Annotated in this window: 21 protein-coding genes; 5 read left to right on the top strand and 16 right to left on the bottom strand. The window is 66.0% G+C overall.

The window, feature by feature from the left end; translation table 11 throughout:
- Nucleotides 1–2 precede the first annotated feature (2 nt).
- Both VGN82_RS19710 and VGN82_RS19705 read right to left on the bottom strand, forming a co-directional pair.
- A complete protein-coding gene (locus VGN82_RS19710) occupies nt 3–452 on the bottom strand; it encodes a GNAT family N-acetyltransferase (RefSeq protein WP_327528738.1) in 450 nt (149 codons plus the stop codon).
- A 489-nt stretch (nt 453–941) separates the two neighbouring features.
- Nucleotides 942–1,109, bottom strand: a complete 168-nt coding sequence (locus VGN82_RS19705) for a hypothetical protein (protein ID WP_327528737.1) — start codon at nt 1,107–1,109, stop codon at nt 942–944.
- 767 nt (nt 1,110–1,876) lie between these two features.
- Between VGN82_RS19705 and VGN82_RS19700 the strand changes: the two genes are divergently transcribed.
- Genes VGN82_RS19700 through VGN82_RS19685 form a run of 4 tightly spaced genes read left to right on the top strand, consistent with a single transcriptional unit; the run spans nt 1,877 to nt 5,468 of the window.
- Nucleotides 1,877–2,341: an SxtJ family membrane protein gene (locus tag VGN82_RS19700; RefSeq protein WP_327528736.1), complete on the top strand. Its 465-nt coding sequence runs from the start codon at nt 1,877–1,879 to the stop codon at nt 2,339–2,341.
- 13 nt (nt 2,342–2,354) lie between these two features.
- Nucleotides 2,355–2,504, top strand: coding sequence for a DUF5989 family protein (locus VGN82_RS19695; RefSeq protein ID WP_327528735.1), 150 nt, complete (start codon nt 2,355–2,357; stop codon nt 2,502–2,504).
- Nucleotides 2,505–2,512: 8 nt separating this feature from the next.
- Nucleotides 2,513–4,345: a carbamoyltransferase family protein gene (locus tag VGN82_RS19690; protein ID WP_327528734.1), complete on the top strand. Its 1,833-nt coding sequence runs from the start codon at nt 2,513–2,515 to the stop codon at nt 4,343–4,345.
- A 40-nt stretch (nt 4,346–4,385) separates the two neighbouring features.
- Nucleotides 4,386–5,468, top strand: coding sequence for an alginate O-acetyltransferase AlgX-related protein (locus VGN82_RS19685; RefSeq protein ID WP_327528733.1), 1,083 nt, complete (start codon nt 4,386–4,388; stop codon nt 5,466–5,468).
- Nucleotides 5,469–5,811: 343 nt separating this feature from the next.
- Here the strand turns inward: VGN82_RS19685 and VGN82_RS19680 are convergent, their stop codons facing one another.
- On the bottom strand, nt 5,812–6,297 hold the full coding sequence (locus VGN82_RS19680) for a peroxiredoxin (protein ID WP_327528732.1): 486 nt from the start codon (nt 6,295–6,297) through the stop codon (nt 5,812–5,814).
- A gap of 50 nt (nt 6,298–6,347) precedes the next feature.
- On the bottom strand, nt 6,348–7,199 hold the full coding sequence (locus VGN82_RS19675; RefSeq protein ID WP_327528731.1) for a protein-disulfide reductase DsbD domain-containing protein: 852 nt from the start codon (nt 7,197–7,199) through the stop codon (nt 6,348–6,350).
- Between the two features lie 181 nt (nt 7,200–7,380).
- On the opposite strand from VGN82_RS19675, the gene VGN82_RS19670 reads away from it, so the two are divergent.
- Entirely contained in the window at nt 7,381–7,992 is a 612-nt protein-coding gene (locus tag VGN82_RS19670; RefSeq protein WP_327528730.1) for a YqgE/AlgH family protein, read from the top strand.
- 25 nt (nt 7,993–8,017) lie between these two features.
- Here VGN82_RS19670 and VGN82_RS19665 read toward each other — a convergent pair whose 3' ends face one another.
- The 12 genes from VGN82_RS19665 to coxB form a co-directional block, all read right to left on the bottom strand.
- Entirely contained in the window at nt 8,018–10,960 is a 2,943-nt protein-coding gene (locus tag VGN82_RS19665; protein ID WP_414644335.1) for an EAL domain-containing protein, read from the bottom strand.
- Between the two features lie 89 nt (nt 10,961–11,049).
- Nucleotides 11,050–11,649: a GNAT family N-acetyltransferase gene (locus tag VGN82_RS19660; protein WP_327528729.1), complete on the bottom strand. Its 600-nt coding sequence runs from the start codon at nt 11,647–11,649 to the stop codon at nt 11,050–11,052.
- A gap of 9 nt (nt 11,650–11,658) precedes the next feature.
- The gene (locus VGN82_RS19655; RefSeq protein ID WP_327528728.1) at nt 11,659–13,008 is read right to left on the bottom strand and encodes a M16 family metallopeptidase; all 1,350 of its coding nucleotides are present in this window, start codon (nt 13,006–13,008) and stop codon (nt 11,659–11,661) included.
- Nucleotides 13,005–14,417: a threonine synthase gene (thrC, locus tag VGN82_RS19650; RefSeq protein ID WP_327528727.1), complete on the bottom strand. Its 1,413-nt coding sequence runs from the start codon at nt 14,415–14,417 to the stop codon at nt 13,005–13,007. The genes VGN82_RS19655 and thrC overlap by 4 nt, the downstream gene beginning before the upstream one ends.
- Before the next feature lie 87 nt (nt 14,418–14,504).
- On the bottom strand, nt 14,505–15,281 hold the full coding sequence (locus VGN82_RS19645) for an SURF1 family protein (RefSeq protein WP_327528726.1): 777 nt from the start codon (nt 15,279–15,281) through the stop codon (nt 14,505–14,507).
- A complete protein-coding gene (locus tag VGN82_RS19640; protein ID WP_327528725.1) occupies nt 15,278–15,670 on the bottom strand; it encodes a DUF983 domain-containing protein in 393 nt (130 codons plus the stop codon). The genes VGN82_RS19645 and VGN82_RS19640 overlap by 4 nt, the downstream gene beginning before the upstream one ends.
- 68 nt (nt 15,671–15,738) lie before the next feature.
- Nucleotides 15,739–16,596: a cytochrome c oxidase subunit 3 gene (locus VGN82_RS19635; RefSeq protein ID WP_327528724.1), complete on the bottom strand. Its 858-nt coding sequence runs from the start codon at nt 16,594–16,596 to the stop codon at nt 15,739–15,741.
- 52 nt (nt 16,597–16,648) lie between these two features.
- Entirely contained in the window at nt 16,649–17,263 is a 615-nt protein-coding gene (locus tag VGN82_RS19630; protein ID WP_327528723.1) for a cytochrome c oxidase assembly protein, read from the bottom strand.
- Entirely contained in the window at nt 17,263–17,436 is a 174-nt protein-coding gene (locus VGN82_RS19625) for a hypothetical protein (protein ID WP_327528722.1), read from the bottom strand. The genes VGN82_RS19630 and VGN82_RS19625 overlap by 1 nt, the downstream gene beginning before the upstream one ends.
- Nucleotides 17,433–18,380, bottom strand: a complete 948-nt coding sequence (locus VGN82_RS19620; protein WP_327528721.1) for a heme o synthase — start codon at nt 18,378–18,380, stop codon at nt 17,433–17,435. Before VGN82_RS19620 ends, VGN82_RS19625 begins: the two co-directional genes overlap by 4 nt.
- A 143-nt stretch (nt 18,381–18,523) precedes the next feature.
- A complete protein-coding gene (gene ctaD, locus VGN82_RS19615; protein WP_327528720.1) occupies nt 18,524–20,155 on the bottom strand; it encodes a cytochrome c oxidase subunit I in 1,632 nt (543 codons plus the stop codon).
- A gap of 90 nt (nt 20,156–20,245) precedes the next feature.
- On the bottom strand, nt 20,246–21,136 hold the full coding sequence (gene coxB / locus VGN82_RS19610) for a cytochrome c oxidase subunit II (RefSeq protein ID WP_414644333.1): 891 nt from the start codon (nt 21,134–21,136) through the stop codon (nt 20,246–20,248).
- Nucleotides 21,137–21,290 lie beyond the last annotated feature (154 nt).

Below are 21,290 nucleotides of genomic sequence, written 5' to 3'. Positions count from 1 at the left end.
GCTCAGCCCAGCGGCTGGCGGTAGACGATGAAGCCCGACTTGTCTGCGACCTTATCATAGAGCGCCTGCGCCTGCAGGTTGCTCTCATGCGTCTGCCAGTAGACGCGGAAGCAGCCCTTGGCCTGCGCCATCTGCTTCACGGCCTCGATCAAGGCCCGGCCTGCGCCGGTGCCACGCGCCTCGGGCAGCGTGAACAGATCCTGCAGGTAGCAGATGTCCCTGATGTTCCAGGTGCTCCGGTGGATCACCCAATGGACGATGCCGATGATCTTGCCGCCGCGCTCGGCGACGAAGCCGCCCATCGGCTCCTGCCCACCGGTCAGTCGGGCAAAGGTCGCGTCGGTGATGTCGGGCGTCAGCGAGGCCTTGTAGAAGGTCAGATAGCCCTGCCAGAGCGGCTCCCAGGCGGTGCGGTCGGCGGCGGCGAGGGGGCGGATGGTGATCTCGGACATGGCAGGCTCCAGCAACAGCGCGCAAGGCTAGCGCCCGCTGTGGCACCTGTCTCATGACAAGGCGATATCGGATCGATCAAGCGGGGGCGGGCGAGCTTGAAATGCGCTGGCGGGGCGCGGCGCATCTGTACATAAATAGGCTTCGTCCGGGATCGACTCATCCCGGGCATCGGCTTGGGTCAAGTCCGCAGTCGCGACTGGGCACTGAAACGATCGAACATTGTTCGCAATGGGAGCCAGGATGATGGGAACGATGCGACGGGCGTGCCTGCTGATGGCCTGCGGATTTCTGTTGGCGGGCTGCGCAGTGTCTCCATACAGGGCCGCGATACTTGCTCCGGTTTGCGCCGTGCCGGTCAATCGAACACTCCAGTCGATGTATATGCTGGAATGTCTGTCGGTCCATCCGTCCTCCAGCGGCTATTCGAAGTCTTACTAGCCGGTCGCCTGGTGAACGGGCTCGACTGCCGGGCAGGCATTGACGGTCCATCACTGCAGGTCGAGGCGCTCGGATTGTTGCCGCGCGGACCCGTCGGGGTTGCCCTGAGCGTCGGCCCTGTCTTTCTTGGGCTGCCGCCGCTGCATTCGGGCCGCGACGAGAGCTGTCAGGAATAGATCGTCATGATCTTGCAGCGACCCGTTGCTGGCGCCAGGCATGCCTGCTTCCGGCCTCAGCGGATTGTCCCAATGGACAGCTTTCCGGCTTCAAGTCTGCGCGAATAGTAGGTTAGGAGCGAGGCTTTCCGACGAGGACGCCTGGCACTGGTTCCGGATTGTAACGAAGGAGTTCGCCGTGCTGAAACGAGCCGTCACCGTGGTCCTGCTCCTTCTCGGGCCAGCCGGTTGCATGACGCAGGAAACCGTTCCCAGCAAAAGGGAGGGCGGGCCGGCCTACATGCAGCCGGGCATTGGCGCGCCCGCGCGTCAGACGGACATGTTTGGGAATGCCTTTCGCTAGCTGAGGCAGGGCCGGTCACGCCCGCTCGTCTGCATCGCTGATGGCTTCTTCCGGAGCGTCCGCCGGCCCCGCCATTCTGGCCGGGGGCCGGCTTTCCGCTCGGCGCTATCACTCACTGGTCCGCAAGAGGGGCCTCCGGAAGAGCAGCGCGTCCAACCGCCCGCGGCAGTGTCTGCTATCGACCCAGGTGGGACATTTGCGGCGCCGCATCTGACGGGCGAGGTTGGCCGCTATGCGACCTTCTGAGGGGCCGCTTCCGGGCAGCATGGCCGGTCTCACTTCGGAAAACGGTGGGCTGCGCCTCGCCGTGTGGCTTGGCTCCCCCGCCGTCCGCTCCGACATTCCAGCAAGCGCGTCATAACCTGCTCTTCGTAGGCCCCGGTCGGTCCCGAGCTACCCCCGGCAGCCGATTGCCATGGCGAGCGGTGTCCTGTAAGGCACCGGCTTCGATCGATCAGGAGTTATCTTGACGTCACGCCCATCCGGAACCGGTGCGAGAAAGAGGCCCTCCGGCCATCTCGCCGGTGAGTCGTTGCATCGCGCAGATGAGCTCAAGCCCGGCTCGGCGCGGCAGTTCGGCCTCGTCATGGCGGTCTTCTTCGCCATTCTGTGCACCATTGCATCGTGGCGCGGCGCATGGGCTTGGGCGGCGATCTGGGCCAGTTTCGTCGCATTCTTCGGCTTGGCAACGCTGGTCGCACCGCGAATGCTGGACCCGTTGAACCGACTCTGGTTTCGGTTTGGGCTGCTGCTTCACGCCATCGTCAATCCGCTCGTCATGGGGCTGATGTTTTTTGTCGTCATCACGCCAATAGGCCTTTTGATGCGCACGCTCGGCAAGCGCCCGATCCCGCTTCGGCCCGACCGGACGACGGCGAGCTACTGGCTCTCTCGGGAGACGGCGCCAGGCCCGATGACGAAGCAATATTGAGGAACCCGCAGCAATGTCTTTTTTGAGCGAACTCAGCGAGTTCTTGCTCGCGCGCAAGAAGTACTGGCTGATGCCAATCGTATTGCTGATGGCGCTCCTGGGTGGTCTCCTCGTCCTGACCAAAGGCTCAGCGATCGCACCCTTTGTCTATACCCTGTTCTAGGGTCGCCGATGCGCATTCTGGGGCTGTCGGCCTACTACCATGACTCGGCCGCGGCGCTCGTGGTCGACGGCCGGCCTTTTGCCGCAGCACAGGAAGAGCGCTTTACGCGGGTCAAGCATGACGCCGCCTTTCCAGCGAACGCCGTTCGCTACTGTCTTGCGGAGGCGAAAGCCAGTCTCTCTGAACTCGATGCCGTCGTGTTCTATGAAAAGCCGTTCCTGAAGTTCGAACGGCTGCTCGAAACCTATCTTTCGATTGCGCCTGCTGGCTTTCGACAGTTCCTCACCGCCATGCCGCTCTGGCTGCGCGAGAAGCTCTTCCAGAAGCGCCTGCTTTCCGACGAGCTCAAAGCCATCGATGGGGGCTTCGATCCGGTGCGGCTGCATTTCTGCGAGCACCATCTGAGCCATGCATCGAGCGCGTTCTATCCCTCGCCTTTTGAACGCGCACTGGTCCTGACCCTCGACGGCGTCGGCGAGTGGCCAACGACGTCGGTTGCACTCGGCAACGGAGCAGCCCTGGATATTGTCAAGGAACTGCACTTCCCGCATTCGCTGGGGCTGCTCTATTCGGCCTTCACGCATTATGCCGGCTTCAAGGTCAATTCCGGCGAATACAAGCTGATGGGGCTTGCTCCCTATGGCGTACCGCGCTTTGCGCAGACCATTCTCGACCGGCTCGTGGACCTGAAGGAGGATGGCAGCTTCCGGCTGGACCAGACCTACTTCGACTATATGGGCGGGTTGACCATGACCAATGCCCGTTTCGAGGCGCTGTTCGGGGAACCCGCGCGCAGGGGCGAATCTCTGCTGCGCCCTTTCCACATGGATATCGCCGCCTCGATCCAGGCCGTCGCGGAAGAGATCATCCTTAAGATGACGCGCGCGCTGTCGATTGAGACCGGCGAGCAGAACCTTTGCCTCGCCGGCGGAGTCGCGCTGAACTGCGTCGCGAACGGAAAGATTCTGCGCGACGGGCGTTTCAAGAACCTTTGGGTTCAGCCCGCGGCGGGAGACGCCGGTGGCGCGCTGGGGGCCGCGCTTGCGACGCATCACCTCCAGTTTGGCGGAGCACGCGAACCGTCGAAAACGCTCGATGCCATGTCCGGCGCCTATCTTGGCCCTGCATACGGCCAGTCGGATACCGAAGCGCGCCTTAGAGCCGCCGGAGCCGTCTTCGAGACGCTCAGCGAGGACGAGCTTCTCGCCAGGACCGCGGCGGCCCTCGGCGAAGGCCAAGCCGTCGGCTGGTTCCAGGGTAGGATGGAGTTTGGTCCCCGCTCGCTCGGCAACCGCTCTATTCTGGGCGACCCACGCAGCCCTGTCATGCAGAAGACCCTGAATTTACGCGTCAAATACCGCGAATCGTTCCGGCCCTTCGCACCGGCCGTGCTTGCGGAGGACGTCTCCAGGTGGTTCGAGCATGAGGGCCCATCGCCATACATGCTGCTCGTCGCCAACCTCGTCGAGGCGCGCCGACACCCGATGACGCCGGACGAGCAGGCGTTGTTTGGGATCGAAAAGCTCAATGTCGTTCGCTCGGACATTCCGGCGGTGACGCATGTTGATTACTCGGCGCGGCTCCAGACCGTGCATGCCGAGACAAACCCGCGCTTCCATGGCCTTCTCAGTGCCTTCAAAGCGGCGACCGGCTGCGGCGTGCTCGTCAACACCAGCTTCAACGTGCGCGGCGAGCCGATCGTCTGCACGCCAGAGGACGCGTTCCGCTGCTTCATGGGCTCGGACATCGAGATGCTGATCGTCGGCAATTGTCTGCTCCGCAAGGAGTTGCAGGATCCGGGACTGGTGCATGACTACAAGTCCGCTTTCGAACTCGACTGACGTCGTGACGCCAGCCCGACCCCGCCGGCTGCGCGAAGCTATGCTCAACCTTGGGCTTGCTGTCGCGAGCACGCTAATCTTCCTTGCGATTTGCGAATTCGTCGTCTTCCGGATCGTGCTGCCGGGCAGCGACGTGCCGCGCAACGCCGTCGTCAACGATGTGGTTCGCTACGCACCTGGCCAAACCGGAATCTGGCGGGTGCGGGACGAAATCGCGGCCCCGTTTTCGATCAACGCCCAGGGCTGGAACTCACCGCTCGCCGACTATACGACGGAGCGCCGGCCGGGCGTCCCCCGCATTGCCTTTGTCGGCGACAGCTTCGTCGAGGCGCTGCAGGTTCCGGTGGGCATGAGTTTCGTCGAAGGCGTCGCGCAGACGATGTCGGGCGAGCGTCCGGTCGAGACCTACCGCTTCGCCATTGCAGGCGCACCCCTCAGCCAATACGTGCAAATGGTCGAGCGCGAGGTCGCGCGCTTCCGGCCCGACCGGATCGTCGTGCTCCTGGTGCACAATGATTTCGATGAGAGCTTCGTGTTGCGACCTGGGCGCTATACCTCGAGCTTCCTGAAATTCAACATCGCCGACGGTAGGTTTCTTGGTGAACTGCCGCCGGATCCCTGGCGCCCGGGCGCGCTGGAATTTCTACGACGCACCGCGATCGCGCGGTACTTTCTGTATCGCTGGCAGGTGCGACCGCAAACCTTGGCGGACTTTTTTCTCGGCCCCGCGCGCGCGTCCGATCCGCGCTATGCCGCCAATATCGATGTCGGCAAAGTGCTGTCTCGCGAAGCGGATATCCGCGTCGCAACGCAGCACGCCTTTGCCCGGCTCTCAGCCTTGGCGCGCGGGGCGGGTGCGTCGCTGCATCTCGTGATGGACGGAGATCGTGGCGCCATCCAGGCAGGCGTGGTCGCCAGCCCGGCACTTGCTCTCAACGCGATTGCTGCGGACACAGCTAGGGCTCAAGGGCTGCCGTTTCTCGATCTGCACCCGGTCTTTGCTGCCGACTGGGCCAAGCAACGCCAGCGTTTCGAATTTCCCTCAGACGCGCATTGGAATGCGCACGGACATCTGGTCGCCGCTCGCGCTGTCGCGCAGTTCTTACTGCAGCCGCAACCTTAGCCCGGCGCCGGCTGCCTGGCCGGCGACAGGAATGGGCTTGCAGGGGGCAACCTAAAAATCGACCGCCCGCGCCTGCACGTTGACCTTCGCTCACGGCTTCCTGTGCTGTGGTGGCGCGGCCCAGCTTGATTTCTGAAACAGTTCCGGAGCCGGCTTTCGGCGGCTCAAGGACGAATGTCCGGTTTCGGGTGATCTTCCAAGGTCGGCTTGCTGGCACGCGCGGACTTGAGAGGGGAACGAAGTGAATTTCGGCTTCCGGCCCTTTCCCGACATTCCCCAATCAAAAAAAAACCCCGCGCCGCCCCGGAGGGAGACGCGGGCCGTGAATCGGAACGCGGCCTGCTCAGAGCTGGGCCAGCAACGCCTCGGCGCCGGAGGCCTCGGCCTTGCCCGCGGCTTCCTCGACATTGAGCGCGGTCACGACGCCGTCATCGACGATCATCGAGTAACGCTGCGAGCGGGTTCCCAGGCCGAAGCCCGAGCCGTCGAGCGAGAGGCCGATCTCCTTGGCGAAATCGGCATTGCCGTCCGACAGGAACTCGATCACGCCGGCCGCGCCGGTCGCCTTCGACCAGGCATCCATGACGAACACGTCGTTGGTGCTGGTCACCATGATCGCATCGACGCCCTTGGCCTTGATGTCGCTGGCCTTGGCGAGATAGCCGGGCAGATGGTTCTTGTGGCAGGTCGGCGTGAAGGCGCCGGGAACGGCGAACAGCACGATCTTCTTGCCCTTGAACAGGTCGTCCGTGGTCTTGGCGGCCGGTCCGTCAGCGGTCATGAGCCGGAACGTCGCCTGCGGAAGCTTGTCACCCACCTTGATGGTCATCGTGCCTGTTCTCCGTGAAGCCTGCGGCAGCCTGCCGCCCGGCTCACGGATTAGGGCTTGGCCGCCGGGATGTCGAGTTCGAGCCGTGCCTCGATCGCGCCGGGCTTGCCGCGCACGGTGATGATGAAGGGCACCGGCCCGGCCACGCCCTTGGGCTGATCGATGATGCGCAGCAGGGCGACGGTCGTCCCGTCGGGCTGTTGGCTCAGCGTCGGCTTGCCGAACGACCACATGCCCGCGCCTTCGATGAAGACGTCCTCGATCTTGCCCTCGGGCGGAGCCTGCAGCACGAGGCGCAGGCCTGGCTCGATGGCACCTTCGTCCAGCTTGGCCTCGAGCAGCGCGATCTTGTCCTTGCGGGCGCCGAGCTTCGCCGGCGCGGGCACGCGCGCCTCGAAGCTCTCGAGGCGCGGCGAGGTGACCGAGGTCACGCCCGGTTCCAGCCAGAGCCTTGCCTCGCCCTTCACCGGCACGCAGATCTTGTCGCAGACGGCATAGTCGAGCTTCAGCACGAGCATGACCGGCTTGTTCGGATCGACCGGCTGCACCGAGACCGGGATCACCACCTCGCCGACATAGCCGATGGAGTGGCCGTTCACGTCCTGGAAGCGTTCCGGCGCGGGCCAGCGCACGTCCAGCCCTCCGATGTTGGTCGAACCGCCCCAGTCGAAGACCGGTGGCACGCCGAAATCGCCGGGGCTGCGCCAATAGGTCTTGTAACCAGGCGCCATCACGATCTCGACGCCGACGCGCTGCTTGCCGGAGGCCGCGGTCGCTCCGGCGATCAGGCGCAACGACGCATGATCGCCCTTCGACCAGGGCGACGTTGCGGCCTCCTGGGCATGCGTAGGGGCGCTCAGCAGCGCTGAGACCAAGGCCAGGAGGGAAAGTACATGTTTCACGGTCGAGATTTATGCGCTCCCGTTGGAAATTGCGAACAAAACCATCGCAGCCGGCCGAACAATCGCGTGAGGGGCCTGCCCGCAGGCAGGTTGGCGCAGCATTGAGGCGCAATGGCGGTGGTCGATTTTCCGACGCAGACAGCTGTTCACAGCATGGGCCAAAGTGATCTAGCATGGCTCCATGAAGATCGGCTCAAATCAGCGTGTCAGCGGACGCAGCTACCTCGATGGGCAGTGCCTGATCGCGATGCCCGGCATGGCCGACTCGCGCTTCAGCCGCAGCGTGGTCTATGTCTGCGCCCATTCCGAAGATGGGGCGATGGGCATCATCGTCAACAAGCCGGCCGCCGATACCCGCTTTCCCGATCTCCTGGTCCAGCTCGACGTGATCCCCTCGGAGGAGCTGATCCGCCTGCCGAGCCAGGCCGAGCGCCTGCAGGTGCTGCGCGGCGGTCCGGTCGAGACCAAGCGCGGCTTTGTGCTGCATTCGGCCGATTTCTTCCTGGAATCCGCGACGCTGCCGATCGACGACGGCATCTGCCTCACGGCGACGCTCGACATCCTGCGTGCCATCGCGATCGGCAGCGGGCCGGAGAATGCCGTCCTGGCGCTGGGCTATGCCGGCTGGGGCGCCGGCCAACTCGAATCCGAGATCCAGGCGAATGGCTGGCTGCATTGCGCGGCCGACCACGGCCTGCTGTTCGATGACGGCATCGACACGAAATACAGCCGCGCCCTGCACAAGATCGGCATCGATCCCGCCTTCCTGTCGAGCGAAGCCGGGCACGCCTAGTCCTTCGCTCCCGAGAGGGAAGGACTCAAGCCGCCTCGCTTGAACTCGCCGCGGTCGCTCCCATCAGCCGGCGCGCTTCGGCGGCGCTCATCGGCTGGCCGAAGATGTAGCCCTGCGCGTATTGGCAGCCGAGCTGATAGAGCTCGATCGCATCCGACTCGCTCTCGGCTCCTTCGGCCACGACATCCATTCGCAGATCCGCTGCGAGCTGGACGATCGAGCGCAGGATGACCGGCGGCTTGCCGCTGCCCATCTGGCGCACGAAGCTCTGGTCGATCTTGATCGTGTCGAAGGGGAAGCGCTGCAGATAGGACAGCGAGGAATAGCCCGTGCCGAAATCGTCGAGCGAGAGGCCGGCGCCAAGGTCCCGGATGCGCGACAGCATCTGCGCCGCATATTCCGGGTTCTCCATCACCAGGCTCTCGGTGATCTCGAGCTTCAGCGTGCCCGGCAGGATACGCCGGCGCGACAGGACCGTCTTCACGTCATGCAGCAGGTCATGGCGCAGCAGCTGCCGGCTCGAGACGTTGACGCTGGCGAAGATCGGCGGATCGACCTCGAGCGCCGCCTGCCAGGCCTCCAGCTCGCGCGCCGTGCGGTCCATCACGTAGACGCCGAGATCGACGATCAGCCCAGTCTCCTCGGCGATGGCGAGGAAATCCTGCGGCATCAGCCGGCCTTCGCGCGGATGGTCCCAGCGCACCAGCGCCTCGAAGCCCGCGATGGTGCGGTCCTCCAGCCTCACAATCGGCTGGTACATCACCTGGATCTCGCCGCGTTCGATAGCGCGGCGCAGGTCGCTTTCGAGCGCCAGCCGGTCGTTGCGATCGGTCCGCATCGCCGGCACGAAGACTTCGATCTTGTTGCCGCCCTGGCGCTTGGCATGGGCCATGGCGAGTTCGGCGTTCTTCAGCGCGTCGTCCTTGCGGGCGGCGGGAGCCGGGTCGAACAGGGCCAGGCCCACCGAAGGCGTCAGCAGGATCTCGCGCTCGGCGAAGGTGATCGGCGTCGAGACGGCGCGCCGCACCAGTTCGGCCAGCGCCAGGATGCGCTCTGGGTCGCGCTCGGAAACCAGGATCATCGCGAAGGTGTCGCCGCCGATGCGTGCCAGCGTGTCCTGTGCCCGCAGCAAGCGGCCGAGCCGCCGCGCCAATGTCAGCAGGATCGAATCGCCGGCCGAGAAGCCAACCGATTCGTTGACCTGCTTGAAGCGGTCGATGTCGATCACCAGCACCGTCGGGCGGATCGACTCGTCGGCGCGGGTGAAGCCGAAAATGGCGCCGAGCCGGTCCTGGAAGAGCTTGCGGTTCGGCAGGCCGGTCAGGTTGTCGTGGACGGCGTCGTGCAGCATGCGCTCCTGCGCGGTGCGCTGCTCGGTCACGTCGGCGAGCGTGCCGATGACGCGGATGACCTCGCCGTCCGAGCCGATCACCGGCCGGGCCTTCAGGTTGAACCAGTGATAGTTGCCGCCCGCCGCGCGCAGGCGCAGGTCGAGATTGAGTTTGCCGCGCCGTTGCTCCAGCACGGCGTCGAGGGAGACGCGGTAGCGGTCGCGGTCGGCGACATGCATGTGCTCGAACCAGCGGGCAGCCGAGCCTTCCAGCGCGCCGCGGGCCAGGCCGAGCAGCGTCTCGATCTGCGGCGAGACGAAGATCTTGTCGGCGCTGACGTCCCAGTCGAAGACGAGATCGCCCGAGCCCGACAGCGCCAGCGCGCGCCGCTCCGTGTCGGAGACGAGGCCCTGCGACAGGCCGCTGCCGGCGAAGGCATGCTGGATCACGGTGAAGCCGATCAGCAGCACGATCAGTACGAGGCCGCCCAGCAGGGCAGGCGCCACGAGGTCGCGCTGGAACTGCCCGGTGACGGTGAAGCCTGCCGCCGTCACCCAGACCGCGAGCAGGAACCAGGTTGGGATCAGCATCACCGCCCGCTCAAAGCCATGCGTCGCCAGATGCAGGATCAGGACGAAGCCGACGGCGGCAACGGCCGCAATCGAGATGCGCGCGATGCCCGACGCCATCGGCGCGTCGAAGACGGCGAGCCCCACCAGCGCTGCGAGCCCCAGCACCCAGACGAAGGTGACGTGACTGTAGCGCACATGCCAGCGAGCCAGGTTGAGATAGGCGAAAAGGAAGACGAGCAGCGTCGCCGCCAGCACGACCTCCGCGCCGGCGCGGTATATCCGTTCGATCGCCGGCGTCAGCGGGAAGATGCGCTGGAAGAAGCCGAAATCGAGACCGGCATAGGCCAGCACCGCCCAGGCGAGCGCCGCCGCTGCCGGGAAGATCACCGCGCCCTTGACCACGAAGATGATCGTCAGGAACAGCGCCAGCAGTCCGGCGATGCCGATGATGATGCCCTTATAGAGGGTGAGGCCATTGGTTTTTTGGCGATAGGCTTCCTGCTCGTAGAGGTAGAGCTGCGGCAGGTTGGAGGATTTCAGCTCGGCGACGAAGGTCACCGTCGTGCCGGGATCCAGCGTGATCAGGAAGACGTCGGCGTCTGGGCTCACCTCGCGCTCGGGGCTGAGGCCCTGGCTCGCGGTCACCGCTTCGATGCGGCGGTCGCCCAGATCCGGCCAGATCACGCCGGAGCCGATCAGCCGGTGGAAGGGCGCGACGAGGAGCCGGTCGATCTGCTCATCGGAATCGTTGGTCAGCGCGAACACGATCCAGTCCGGCCGCGCGCCGGATTCCCGCGCCCGGACCGCGATCCGGCGCACGATTCCGTCAGGCCCCGGCGCGGTCGAGATCTGGATGACGTCGCCGTCCGAACGGTTGCGCTCGACGACATTGGTCAGGTCGAGCACGGTGGCGTCGACCGGCACACGCACGGCCTCGACCGCCGCCGCCGGACTGGCGGCCGTGACGGCGAGCCAGAGCGCCAGCCCGGCGATGGCGAGGCCGAACCGGAGAAGTCGGTCGGAAAGGGTCAAGCGGCGCTCGAATCTTCGGCAGGGAACGGTCATGCGTCTTCGGGCGTCAGTCCTATCGGCGGCTCGTGGCGAGGGCAAGGCATCCGCGTCCACGAGCGTGGGCCATGCACGGCCGCGTCCCGTCACCTGAATTCGCCCGGCAGCCTGTCGCTCGCCAGCGCCGCATAGAGCAGGTGGTCGGCCCAGTTGCCGTTGATCCGGAGATAGGCCCTGGCCAAGCCTTCCTGATGGAAGCCGACCCGCTCGAGCAATCGGCGAGAGGCTTCGTTGTTGGGCAGGCAGGCGGCCTCGACGCGGTGCAAGGCCAAGTCCTGGAAAGCGAAGCGCAGCGCGCCGCGGACCGCCTCGGTCATATGACCCTTGCCGGCATGGCGCTCGCCCATCCAGTAGCCTAGCGTGCAGGCTTGGGCGACGCCGCGCCGGACGAGCCCGAGCGTCAGCCCGCCGAGCAGCGTCTCCGAGCGCGCGTCGAGAATGAACAGCGAATAGGCTTCGTCGGCCGCAATCTCGCGGGCGGCGCGCTTGACCCGCAGGCGAAACGAGGTCCGCGTCAGGTCGTCCTCGTTCCAGACCGGCTCCCAGGGCGTCAGGAAGGCCCGGCTCTCCATCCGCAGCACGGCCCAGGCGGCATAGTCTGTTGCCTGCGGTGCCCGCAGGATCAGGTTCTGTGTCCGCAGCAGAGGCCGCGTCGGTGGCTCGGTGGAGAAACGGAAGAGCGCCATGGCCGGGCCCTAATCCGCCGATCGGGCGGCATGCCGCAGCATCTTCGCCGGCGGCAATCCTTGCAGCGGTCCGACGGCTGCCACGGTGGGCTGGTGGCCGAGCAGCGAGCGACCGGCCGCGCGCACGTCCTCGAGTGTGACCGCATCCAGCCGCGCTGCAAGTTCCTCGCGGGGGATGGCGCGGCCGAAGAGCAGCACCTGCCGCGCCATCTGCTCGAGTTTGCCGCCGGGGCTCTCAAGCGCGGCCAGGAGCCCGACCTTCATCTGGGCCCGCGCGCGCGCCACCTCGGCCTCGGTGGTGTCGTCAGCGGCCTGCCGCAGGCAGGCGAGCGCGACCTCGATCAGTTCGCCGACGTCCTCCGGTGCAGTACCGGCACCGATGCCGAAGACGCCGCAATCCGAGAACGGCCAGTGGAAGGCGTCTACCGCGTAGGCGAGCCCGCGTCGCTCGCGGACCTCCTGGAACAGCCGCGACGACAGCCCGCCGCCGAGCACCGACGAGAAGATCTGCAGCGGATAATGCGCGCCATCCTTGAAGGCTTGGCCGGGGAAGCCCAAGACGAGATGGACCTGCTCTTCGTCGCTGCCAATCCGGGCCTCGCCGCCGAGGTAGCGGCCGTCCTCGCGAGCGGGCAGGAGTGCGGGACTTGCCGGCAGCGCGGCGAGATGCGTCTTCGCCAGCGCGACCAGCTCGTCATGGTCGACGGCGCCGGAGGCGGCCAGCACCATGTTGCCGGCATGGTAGTTGCGCGAGAGATAGGCGCGGATGGCGTCCGGCGTGAAGCTGTTCACCGTCTTTGCGGTGCCGAGGATCGGTCGGCCGAGCGGCTGGTCGGGAAAGGCAGCCTGCAGGAAGCGGTCGTAGACGAGGTCGTCGGGCGTATCCTGGACGGCGCCGATCTCCTGCAGGATCACGCCTTTCTCCCGCTTCAGCTCCTCTTCTGAGAAGGAGGACGCAGTCAGGATGTCCGCGAGGATGTCCACGGCCAGCGGCAGATCGGTACCGAGAACGCGCGCCGTATAGCAGGTGTATTCGACGGATGTGGCGGCGTTGAGATCGCCGCCGACGCTCTCGATCTCCTCGGCGATCTGCAGGGCGCTGCGCCGCGCGGTGCCTTTGAAGGCCATATGCTCGAGCATATGGGCGAGGCCATGCTCATGGGGCAGCTCGTCGCGCGAGCCCGCCCCGATCCAGATGCCGAGCGAGACGGTCGCCGCATGGTCCATGCGCTGCGAGACGATGCGCAACCCGGAGGGCAGCGTCGTCAGCCCGACATCGGGATCATGCGCGCCGCGCTTGCCGCTGGCCGCGACTTCGGCGACCTCGGCCGGCCCGGTCGCGGTCATCTCGGCGCTCATGCCGCCGCTCCCACCGCCCGTGCCTTGGCCCGGACGAAGGCCTCGACCGCCCCCTGGTCGTTCGGCAGCAGGGTGAAGCGCTCCTTGCGCTCCATCAGGTCGCCGAGATGGGCGGGCAGGGCAGGCGTCACGCCGCTCGCGGCCTTCACCGCCGCCGGGAACTTGGCCGGATGGGCGGTGCCGAGCACGATCATCGGCGTAGCCGGATCCTTGGCGAGCCCCCCGCGCGCGGCAGCGACGCCGACGGCGGTATGAGGGTCGAGCAGATAGCCGGCCTCGCGCCAGGTCCGTCCGATCTCGTTGGAGGTCGCGGACTCGTCGACGCCGGTAGCATCGAACTCAGCTCGGATCGCGGCCAACGGCCCGGCCGCGATTTCGAAGCGCCCGGATTGCTGCAGCGACTGCATCAGCCGGCGCACCGCGGCACCGTCGCGGCCATGCGCCTCGAACAGCAGCCGCTCGAAATTCGACGAGATCTGGATGTCCATGGACGGCGAGGTCGTCGCATGCACGCCCTTCATCTCATAAGCACCGCTGGCGAGCGTGCGGGCCAGGATGTCGTTGCTGTTGGTGCCGATCAGCAGGCGCTCGACCGGAAGCCCCATCCGCTTGGCGACGAAGCCGGCGAGCACATCGCCGAAATTGCCGGTCGGAACGGCAAAGGAAACCTTGCGGCCGGGCCCGCCGAGCGAAACGGCCGAGGTGAAGTAATACACCACCTGCGCCGCGATCCGGGCCCAGTTGATCGAGTTCACGCCCGACAACCCGATCTCGTCGCGGAACGAGTGGTGGTTGAACAGCGCCTTCACCAGGTTCTGGCAATCGTCGAAGGTGCCCTCGACGGCGATCGCATGGACGTTGTCGGCCTCGACCGTCGTCATCTGCCGGCGCTGCACGTCCGAGACGCGGCCCTGCGGGTACAGGATGAAGACGTCGACGCGCTCCAGCCCCTTGAAGGCGTCGATGGCGGCGCCGCCGGTGTCGCCCGAGGTCGCGCCGACGATGGTGGCGCGTTCGCCGCGCAGCTTCAGGACATGGTCCATCAGCCGCCCGAGCAGCTGCATCGCCACGTCCTTGAAGGCCAGCGTCGGGCCGTGGAAGAGTTCGAGCACGAACAGGTTGTCGCCGATCTGCGTCAGCGGGCAGACGGCTGGATGCCGGAACGTCGCATATGCCTCTGCGATCATCGTCGAGAGTGCCGTTCCTTCGATATCGCCATCGGCCAGCGCCCCGACGATGCGCTCTGCGACCTGTGCATAGCTGCGGCCGGAGAAGCTGGCGATCTCCTCGCTCGTCAATTGCGGCCAGGCTTTCGGCACGTAGAGGCCGCCATCGCGAGCAAGCCCGGCCAGAAGGGCATCGGAGAAGGAGAGGGCGGGCGCTTCCCCGCGGGTGGACACATGCAGCACGGCGTCGGGTCTCGATGATCTGGACTTGTGGTGATCTTGTCAGAAGCTATAGGCCGCTCTGCCAATTTGGGCAAAAGCGAAGGAGCGTCAGCGCGTCGCCCCCTCCGGCCTGCGGCGCCCCTGCCAGGCAAAGGCCGCGAACACCCCGATCAGCGTCGTAGCCAGCCCGAACCAGGTCAGGGCGTAGGAGAGGTGGTTGTCGGGAATGCGCGCGATCAGCTCCTTGGCATCAACCCCGGCAGGCGGCGTTAGCCCGTCGCCCTGCCGCTCGGCCTCCAGATAGAACGGCGCGGCGGCTCCCAATCCCAGCGAGGAGGCGATCGCGACGGGATCACGCGTGTAGAACTCGCGCTGTGCAGGCAGGTCCGCTGGCGTGAAGGAGCCGCGCGCTTCCGGCGCCCGCAGGAAGCCCGTCACGGTCGCCGGGCCGCTCGACGGCTTGATCTCGCCGAGTCGGCCTTCCGGGACGAAGCCGCGATTGACCAGCACGACGCCGCCGTCGTTCAGCCGAAAGCCCTGGAAGATCCAGCGGCCGAAGCCGGTGAGTTGGCGCGTTCCCGGCCCGCCCGAGGCAATGGTGGTGCGAACGCTCGCGACAGGGCCGTCGATGAAGCTGCCTTGTGCCGTCACGCGGGTCAGGTCTAGCGCCGCCAGATCGAGACCGGCCCAGCCCGACGAGGCCGGCATCGCTGCCGGCAGGCCGGCCGCCTGTGCTGAAAGCCGCTCGATGAAGACGCGCTTCTCGCTCATCCGCAGCAACTGCCATGTGCCGAGCGTGCACAGGATGCTGACGCCGAGCAGCGACAGCAGCGCCGGCCAGAACAGGTGCCGGCCGGTTCCGGCGGTGGAAGCGGGGGCGTTCACGAACGAGGTCCGTCCTTGTCCAACCGGCCTTCCTCGGCCTTGTGGGCGTATTGCAGCGCGACGGCGAGGCCCTTCATCGGGCGCAGCAAGGCAAGGCAGACGATCACGGAAAGTGGCAGCCAGATCGCCAGATGCAGCCAGATTGGCGGCTCGTAGGCGATCTCGACATAGAGCGCCGCGCCCAGCACGACGAAGCCGGCGATCAGCATGATGAACACGGCCGGGCCATCGGCGGAATCGGCGAAGCTGAAATCGAGCCCGCAGGCCGAGCAGCGCGGCCGCACCTTCAGGAAGCCGTCGAACAGCCTGCCCTCACCGCAGCGCGGGCAACGGCCGGAGAGGCCGGTCGAATAGGGCGAGGGCAGATTGTGCTGGTGGTCGTCGGCCATGGCGGCTTCCCGAAATGCGAAAGGCGGCCGAGGCCGCCTTCCAAGAATGGTTCTGTCGGGCGGCGGGCTCAGTGAGCGCCGGGCGTCCCCGCAGCCCAGACATAGATTGCCGCGAACAGGAACAGCCAGACCACGTCGACGAAGTGCCAGTACCAGGCGGCGAACTCGAAGCCGAGATGCTGCTGCGGCTTGAAGTGGCCGAGATAGGCCCGATACAGGCAGATCGCCAGGAAGATCGTGCCGATGATCACATGCGCGCCGTGGAAGCCGGTCGCCATGAAGAAGGTCGAGCCATAGATGTGGCCCGAGAAGGCGAAGGAGGCGTGCGCATACTCGTAGGCCTGGCAGATCGTGAACAGGACGCCGAGGATCACGGTCAGCCACAGGCCCTGCTTCAGCCCCCTGCGATCGCCGGTGATCAGGGCGTGGTGTGCCCAGGTCACGGTGGTGCCCGAGGTCAGCAGGATCAGCGTGTTGAGCAGCGGCAGGTGCCAGGGGTCGAAGGTCTGGATGCCGACCGGGGGCCAGACACCGCCGGTGAACTCCTTGCGGGTGAAGTTGATCGCTTCCCCGGAGAACAGGCTCGCATCGAAGAAGGCCCAGAACCAGGCGACGAAGAACATCACCTCAGAGGCGATGAACATCAGCATGCCGTAGCGGTGATGCATCTGCACGACGCGGGTGTGGTGGCCCTCATGCTCGGCCTCCCGCACCACGTCCATCCACCAGGCCAGGAAGGTGTAGAGCACGCCGAGCACGCCGATGCCGAAGACGAGCGGGCCGAGCTTCATGCCGCCCACGGCCATCGCCTTCATCCACATCACGGCGCCGATCGCCATGGTCGTCGCGCTGATCGAGCCGACGAGCGGCCAGGGGCTCGGGTCGACGAGGTGGTAGTCGTGGTTCTTGGTATGGGCCCCGGCCATCGTAATCAGTCTCCGCGTCCGACTTTGCAGCGCTCGTTTCCGGCGCCGTTTCTTACAGGTTCGATTTGCTTGCGTCACCCTTGGCGGGGGTGCCGGCGCCCTGGGCGAGCGGCTGGCCCGCCTTGGAGGCGAAATAGGTATAGGAGAGCGTGATCGCCTTCAGCCCGTCGAGCTCGCGATTGGCCGCAATCTCGGGGTCGATGTAGAACACGACCGGCGCTTCCAGGCTCTCGCCCGGCTGGAGCGTATGCTCCGTGAAGCAGAAGCACTGGATCTTGACGAAGAAGGCAGCGCCTTTCTCGGGCGCGATATTGTAGCTCGCGATACCGGTCGAGGCGCGGTCGGTCTTGTTGGTGATCTTGTAGAACACCGTCTTGGTCTCACCGACGCGCAAGGAGATCTCGGGGCTTTCCGCCTCGAACTTCCAGCCCAGCCCCGGCGCGACATTGGCGTCGAAGCGCACCGACATCGTCCGGTCGAGGATCGTGCCCGTCGCGGCCGTGCCGACCATCGGCGTGCCGCCGAAGCCGGTCGCCCTGCAAAACATGTCGTAGAGCGGAACTGCCGCAAACGAGAGCCCGGTCATGCCCATGGCGACACCGGCGCAGATCAGCGCGGTGCGGCCGAGATTGGCCGGCTTCTGGACGGGCGGGCGGGCGTTCTCCATCACAGCGGCCTGTTCAGGATGGCGGGACCGGTCTTAACCAGCGTCACCACGAAGAAGAACACGACCAGGCCGCCGAGCACGAGCGCCAGCGCGATCGAGCGGCGTCGGCGGCGCGCCATGTCCTCCGGGGAGAAGGCGGCCGGCGCGGGTGGCTTTCTGCGCGACTCGCTCATCCGATCACCTTCGGCAGTGCCCACATCAGGCCTAGGCCATTCTCGACCAGCAGCACGGCGAACAGTCCGAACAGGTAGAAGATTGAGAAGCCGAACAGCGAATAGCAGGCCTTCGTCGCCGCCGGGCCTTCGGTCGTCCGCCAGACGCGGATGGCGAGCGCGATCATGGCCAGCCCGGTCGTGACGGAGACGACCAGGTAGGCGAGCCCCCCGAAGCCCATCAGTGCCGGCAGCACGGCGACCGGCGCCATCACCAGCGAGTAGAGCACGATCTGCCGGCGGGTCGAGGCCGGGCCTGCGACATTCGGCATCATCGGGATGCCGGCGCGGGCGTAGTCGGCCGATTTCACCAGAGCCAGTGCCCAGAAGTGCGGCGGCGTCCACATGAAGATGATCGCGAACAGAACGATCGAATGCCAGCCGAGATCGCCGGTGACGACAGCCTCGCCGATCATCGGCGGGAAGGCGCCGGCGGCGCCCCCGATGACGATGTTCTGCGGCGTCGAACGCTTCAGCCACATCGAATAGACGACGGCGTAGAAGAAGATCGTGAAGGCGAGCAGCGCCGCCGCGAGCAGGTTGGCGACGAGCCCCAGCACCAGGACCGAGCCGACGGACAGCGTCAGCCCGAAGGAGAGCGCCTCGGAGGGCAGCACCCGGCCGGCCGGGATCGGACGCTTGGCCGTGCGGCTCATCAGCACGTCGATATCGGCGTCGTACCACATGTTGAGGCAGCCCGACGCGCCGGCGCCGACCGCGATCGCCAGCAGCGAGGCGAGGCCGATCACCGGATGCACCGAGCCCGGCGCGGTGGCCATGCCGGCCAGGGCCGTGAACACGACGAGCGACATCACGCGCGGCTTGAGCAGCGCGAAGAAATCGCGGGCCTCGCCGGTGGAGGTCAGCGCGACGCCGTTGTCACGGGTGTCGAAGGCAGCGGACATGAGCTTCGTCGTTTCGATTCCTGAAGGCGCGGCGAATGCGCCTGTCGGCCTTGTTCAGCGGCTGTGCCGCCCGTCTCCGGAGCGCCCTTGGAGGCGCTCGGGGGAGGGGCGGCGGCGGGCCCGGTGGGCCCGCCGCCTCGATATCAGTGGTCCGAGCCGGTGATGCGCGGCAGCGTCTCGAACTGGTGGAAGGGCGGCGGCGAGGACAGGGTCCACTCCAGCGTGGTCGCGCCTTCGCCCCACGGATTGTCGCCGGCGAGTTCCTTCCGCGTGAAGGCGACGAACAGCCCGTAGAAGAAGATCAGCAGGCCGGCCGCGAAGATGTACGAGCCGATCGACGACCAGAAATGCCAGCCCGCGAAGGCATCCGGATAGTCGGCATAGTGACGCGGCATGCCGGCGAGCCCGAGGAAGTGCTGCGGGAAGAACAGCAGGTTGGCGCCGACGAAGGCGACCCAGAAATGCAGCCTGCCGATCCAGTCCGGCATCACATAGCCGCTCATCTTCGGGAACCAGTAGTAGAAGCCCGCGAAGATGCCGAACACGGCGCCCAGCGACAGCACGTAGTGGAAGTGCGCCACGACGTAGTAGGTCGCGTGCAGCGAGCGGTCGACACCGGCATTGGCCAGCACGACGCCGGTGACGCCGCCGACCGTGAACAGGAAGATGAAGCCGATCGCCCAGGTCATCGGGGCGGTGAAGCGGATCGAGCCGCCCCACATCGTCGCAATCCAGGAGAAGATCTTGATGCCGGTCGGCACCGCGATCACCATCGTCGCGAAGACGAAATAGCGCTGCGTGTTGAGCGAGAGGCCGGCGGTGTACATGTGGTGCGCCCACACGATGAAGCCGACGACGCCGATCGCGACCATGGCATAGGCCATGCCGAGATAGCCGAAGATCGGCTTCTTCGAGAAGGTCGAGATGATGTGGCTGACGATGCCGAAGGCCGGCAGGATCATGATGTACACTTCGGGGTGGCCGAAGAACCAGAACAGGTGCTGGTAGAGGATCGGGTCGCCGCCGCCGGCCGGATCATAGAAGGTCGTACCGAAGTTGCGGTCCGTCAGCAGCATCGTGATCGCGCCGGCGAGGACGGGCAGCGACAGCAGCAGCAGGAAGGCGGTGACCAGCACGCCCCAGGCGAACAGCGGCATCTTGTGCATGGTCATGCCCGGCGCGCGCATGTTCAGGATCGTGGTGATGAAGTTGATCGCGCCCAGGATCGAGGCAGCACCGGCCAGGTGCAGCGACAGGATGCCGAAATCGACGGAGGGACCGGGGTGGCCGGAGGTCGAGAATGGCGGATAGACCGTCCAGCCCGTGCCGACGCCCTTGGCGCCCGGGGCGCCCTCGACGAACATCGAGATCACCATCAGGATGAAGGCGGCGACCGTCAGCCAGAACGAGACGTTGTTCATGCGCGGGAAGGCCATGTCCGGCGCGCCGATCATCAGCGGCACGAACCAGTTGCCGAAGCCGCCGATGACGGCGGGCATGACCATGAAGAAGATCATGATCAGGCCGTGGCCGGTGACGAAGACGTTGTAGCTCTGGCCGTTGGCGAAGATCTGCATGCCGGGTTGCTGCAGCTCGATGCGCATCATGATCGAGAGGAAGCCGCCGACGAGCCCGGCCATGATCGAGAAGATCAGGTAGAGCGTGCCGATGTCCTTGTGGTTGGTGGACAGCAGCCAGCGACGCCATCCGGTCGGATGCGCGTGTTCCTCGTCATGATGTCCGTGGGCGTGAGCGTGCGGAGCCGCTGTTGCCATCGCCTTGGTCTCCTCGTGCGAAATCGCTTCGCGAAGTCAGTCAAATCAGGTTCGCCGCGGGCCTCGCAGCCCGTGGCAGGTTAATGGCCGTCACTCGCCGGCGGCAGCGACCTTGCCGGCGGCATCGCCGGCATTGGCGAATTTCTGCTTCGATTCGGCGAGCCAGGCGGCGTAGCGCTCCTGGCTGACGACGCGGAAAGCGATCGGCATATAGGCGTGGTTCTGCCCGCAGATGAACGAGCACTGGCCGTAATAGATGCCCTCGCGGTCGGCCTTGAACCAGGTCTCGTTCAGGCGGCCGGGAATGGCGTCGATCTTGATGCCGAAGGACGGCACCGTGAACTTGTGGATGACGTCGGCGCCGGTGACCTGCACGCGCACGATCTTGCCCACCGGTACGACCGCCTCGTTGTCGACGGCGAGAAGGCGCGGCGCCTCGTCGGCGGCGATCTTCTTGGACGCGATCGCCTCGGCCCGCTGCTTCTCGTCGAGCATCAGCGAATCGAAGCCGAAACCGCCGGTGTTGCCGTCCTGGGCGTACTCGTAGGACCAATACCACTGCTTGCCGGTCACCTTCATGGTGATGTCGGCCTTCGGAATCTCGAGCTGGAGCTTGAGCAGGCGGAAGGAGGGAATCGCGATCACGACGAGGATCAGCACCGGGATCACCGTCCAGGCGACCTCGAGCAGGGCGTTGTGCGTCGTCTTGGAGGGGACAGGGTTGGCCTTCTCGTTGAAGCGGAAGACCACATAGACCAGCAGCGCCAGCACGAAGAGCGTGACCACGGCGATGATGATGTTCAGCCAGTCATGGAACCAGTGGATGTAGTGCGCGACCTCGGTCACCGCACCCTGCAGATTCATTTGCCAGGGGGACGGCATGCCGGTTCCGGCGAGTGCACTGTCGGAGACGATCGCCGTCGTCGCGACGGCAAGGGCCGATGCGGCCACGGTTGCAAGGGTCCTGCTCAGAAAACGCATCGATCCGACATAGCTCCTTATCGCGCCCCCACATGGCGCCCGTCATGAAGCGTCCGTCGGGAGCGCTGATGAAGGGCTTGTTCCATGCCTGGCCAGTGCGGCCGCGAGGCCACCTTGTTCTTCGGGATTGCGATAAATCAAAGATCACGCTTGC

The sequence above is a fragment of the Allobosea sp. genome, from assembly GCF_035999205.1.
Lineage (GTDB): Bacteria > Pseudomonadota > Alphaproteobacteria > Rhizobiales > Beijerinckiaceae > Allobosea.
The sequence above is the reverse complement of the archived record's forward strand: the minus strand, read 5'-3'. Positions and strand labels throughout refer to the sequence as shown.

Bases quoted from the DNA above. Each gene is read 5' to 3' on its own strand.
- VGN82_RS19710 (WP_327528738.1), bottom strand. From the start codon at position 452: ATGTCCGAGATCACCATCCGCCCCCTCGCCGCCGCCGACCGCACCGCC.
- VGN82_RS19705 (WP_327528737.1), bottom strand. From the start codon at position 1,109: ATGCCTGGCGCCAGCAACGGGTCGCTGCAAGATCATGACGATCTATTC.
- VGN82_RS19695 (WP_327528735.1), top strand. From the start codon at position 2,355: ATGTCTTTTTTGAGCGAACTCAGCGAGTTCTTGCTCGCGCGCAAGAAG.
- VGN82_RS19690 (WP_327528734.1), top strand. From the start codon at position 2,513: ATGCGCATTCTGGGGCTGTCGGCCTACTACCATGACTCGGCCGCGGCG.
- VGN82_RS19685 (WP_327528733.1), top strand. From the start codon at position 4,386: ATGCTCAACCTTGGGCTTGCTGTCGCGAGCACGCTAATCTTCCTTGCG.
- VGN82_RS19680 (WP_327528732.1), bottom strand. From the start codon at position 6,297: ATGACCATCAAGGTGGGTGACAAGCTTCCGCAGGCGACGTTCCGGCTC.
- VGN82_RS19670 (WP_327528730.1), top strand. From the start codon at position 7,381: ATGAAGATCGGCTCAAATCAGCGTGTCAGCGGACGCAGCTACCTCGAT.
- VGN82_RS19665 (WP_414644335.1), bottom strand. From the start codon at position 10,960: ATGACCGTTCCCTGCCGAAGATTCGAGCGCCGCTTGACCCTTTCCGAC.
- VGN82_RS19660 (WP_327528729.1), bottom strand. From the start codon at position 11,649: ATGGCGCTCTTCCGTTTCTCCACCGAGCCACCGACGCGGCCTCTGCTG.
- VGN82_RS19655 (WP_327528728.1), bottom strand. From the start codon at position 13,008: ATGAGCGCCGAGATGACCGCGACCGGGCCGGCCGAGGTCGCCGAAGTC.
- VGN82_RS19640 (WP_327528725.1), bottom strand. From the start codon at position 15,670: ATGGCCGACGACCACCAGCACAATCTGCCCTCGCCCTATTCGACCGGC.
- VGN82_RS19635 (WP_327528724.1), bottom strand. From the start codon at position 16,596: ATGGCCGGGGCCCATACCAAGAACCACGACTACCACCTCGTCGACCCG.
- VGN82_RS19630 (WP_327528723.1), bottom strand. From the start codon at position 17,263: ATGGAGAACGCCCGCCCGCCCGTCCAGAAGCCGGCCAATCTCGGCCGC.
- VGN82_RS19625 (WP_327528722.1), bottom strand. From the start codon at position 17,436: ATGAGCGAGTCGCGCAGAAAGCCACCCGCGCCGGCCGCCTTCTCCCCG.
- VGN82_RS19620 (WP_327528721.1), bottom strand. From the start codon at position 18,380: ATGTCCGCTGCCTTCGACACCCGTGACAACGGCGTCGCGCTGACCTCC.
- ctaD (WP_327528720.1), bottom strand. From the start codon at position 20,155: ATGGCAACAGCGGCTCCGCACGCTCACGCCCACGGACATCATGACGAG.
- coxB (WP_414644333.1), bottom strand. From the start codon at position 21,136: ATGCGTTTTCTGAGCAGGACCCTTGCAACCGTGGCCGCATCGGCCCTT.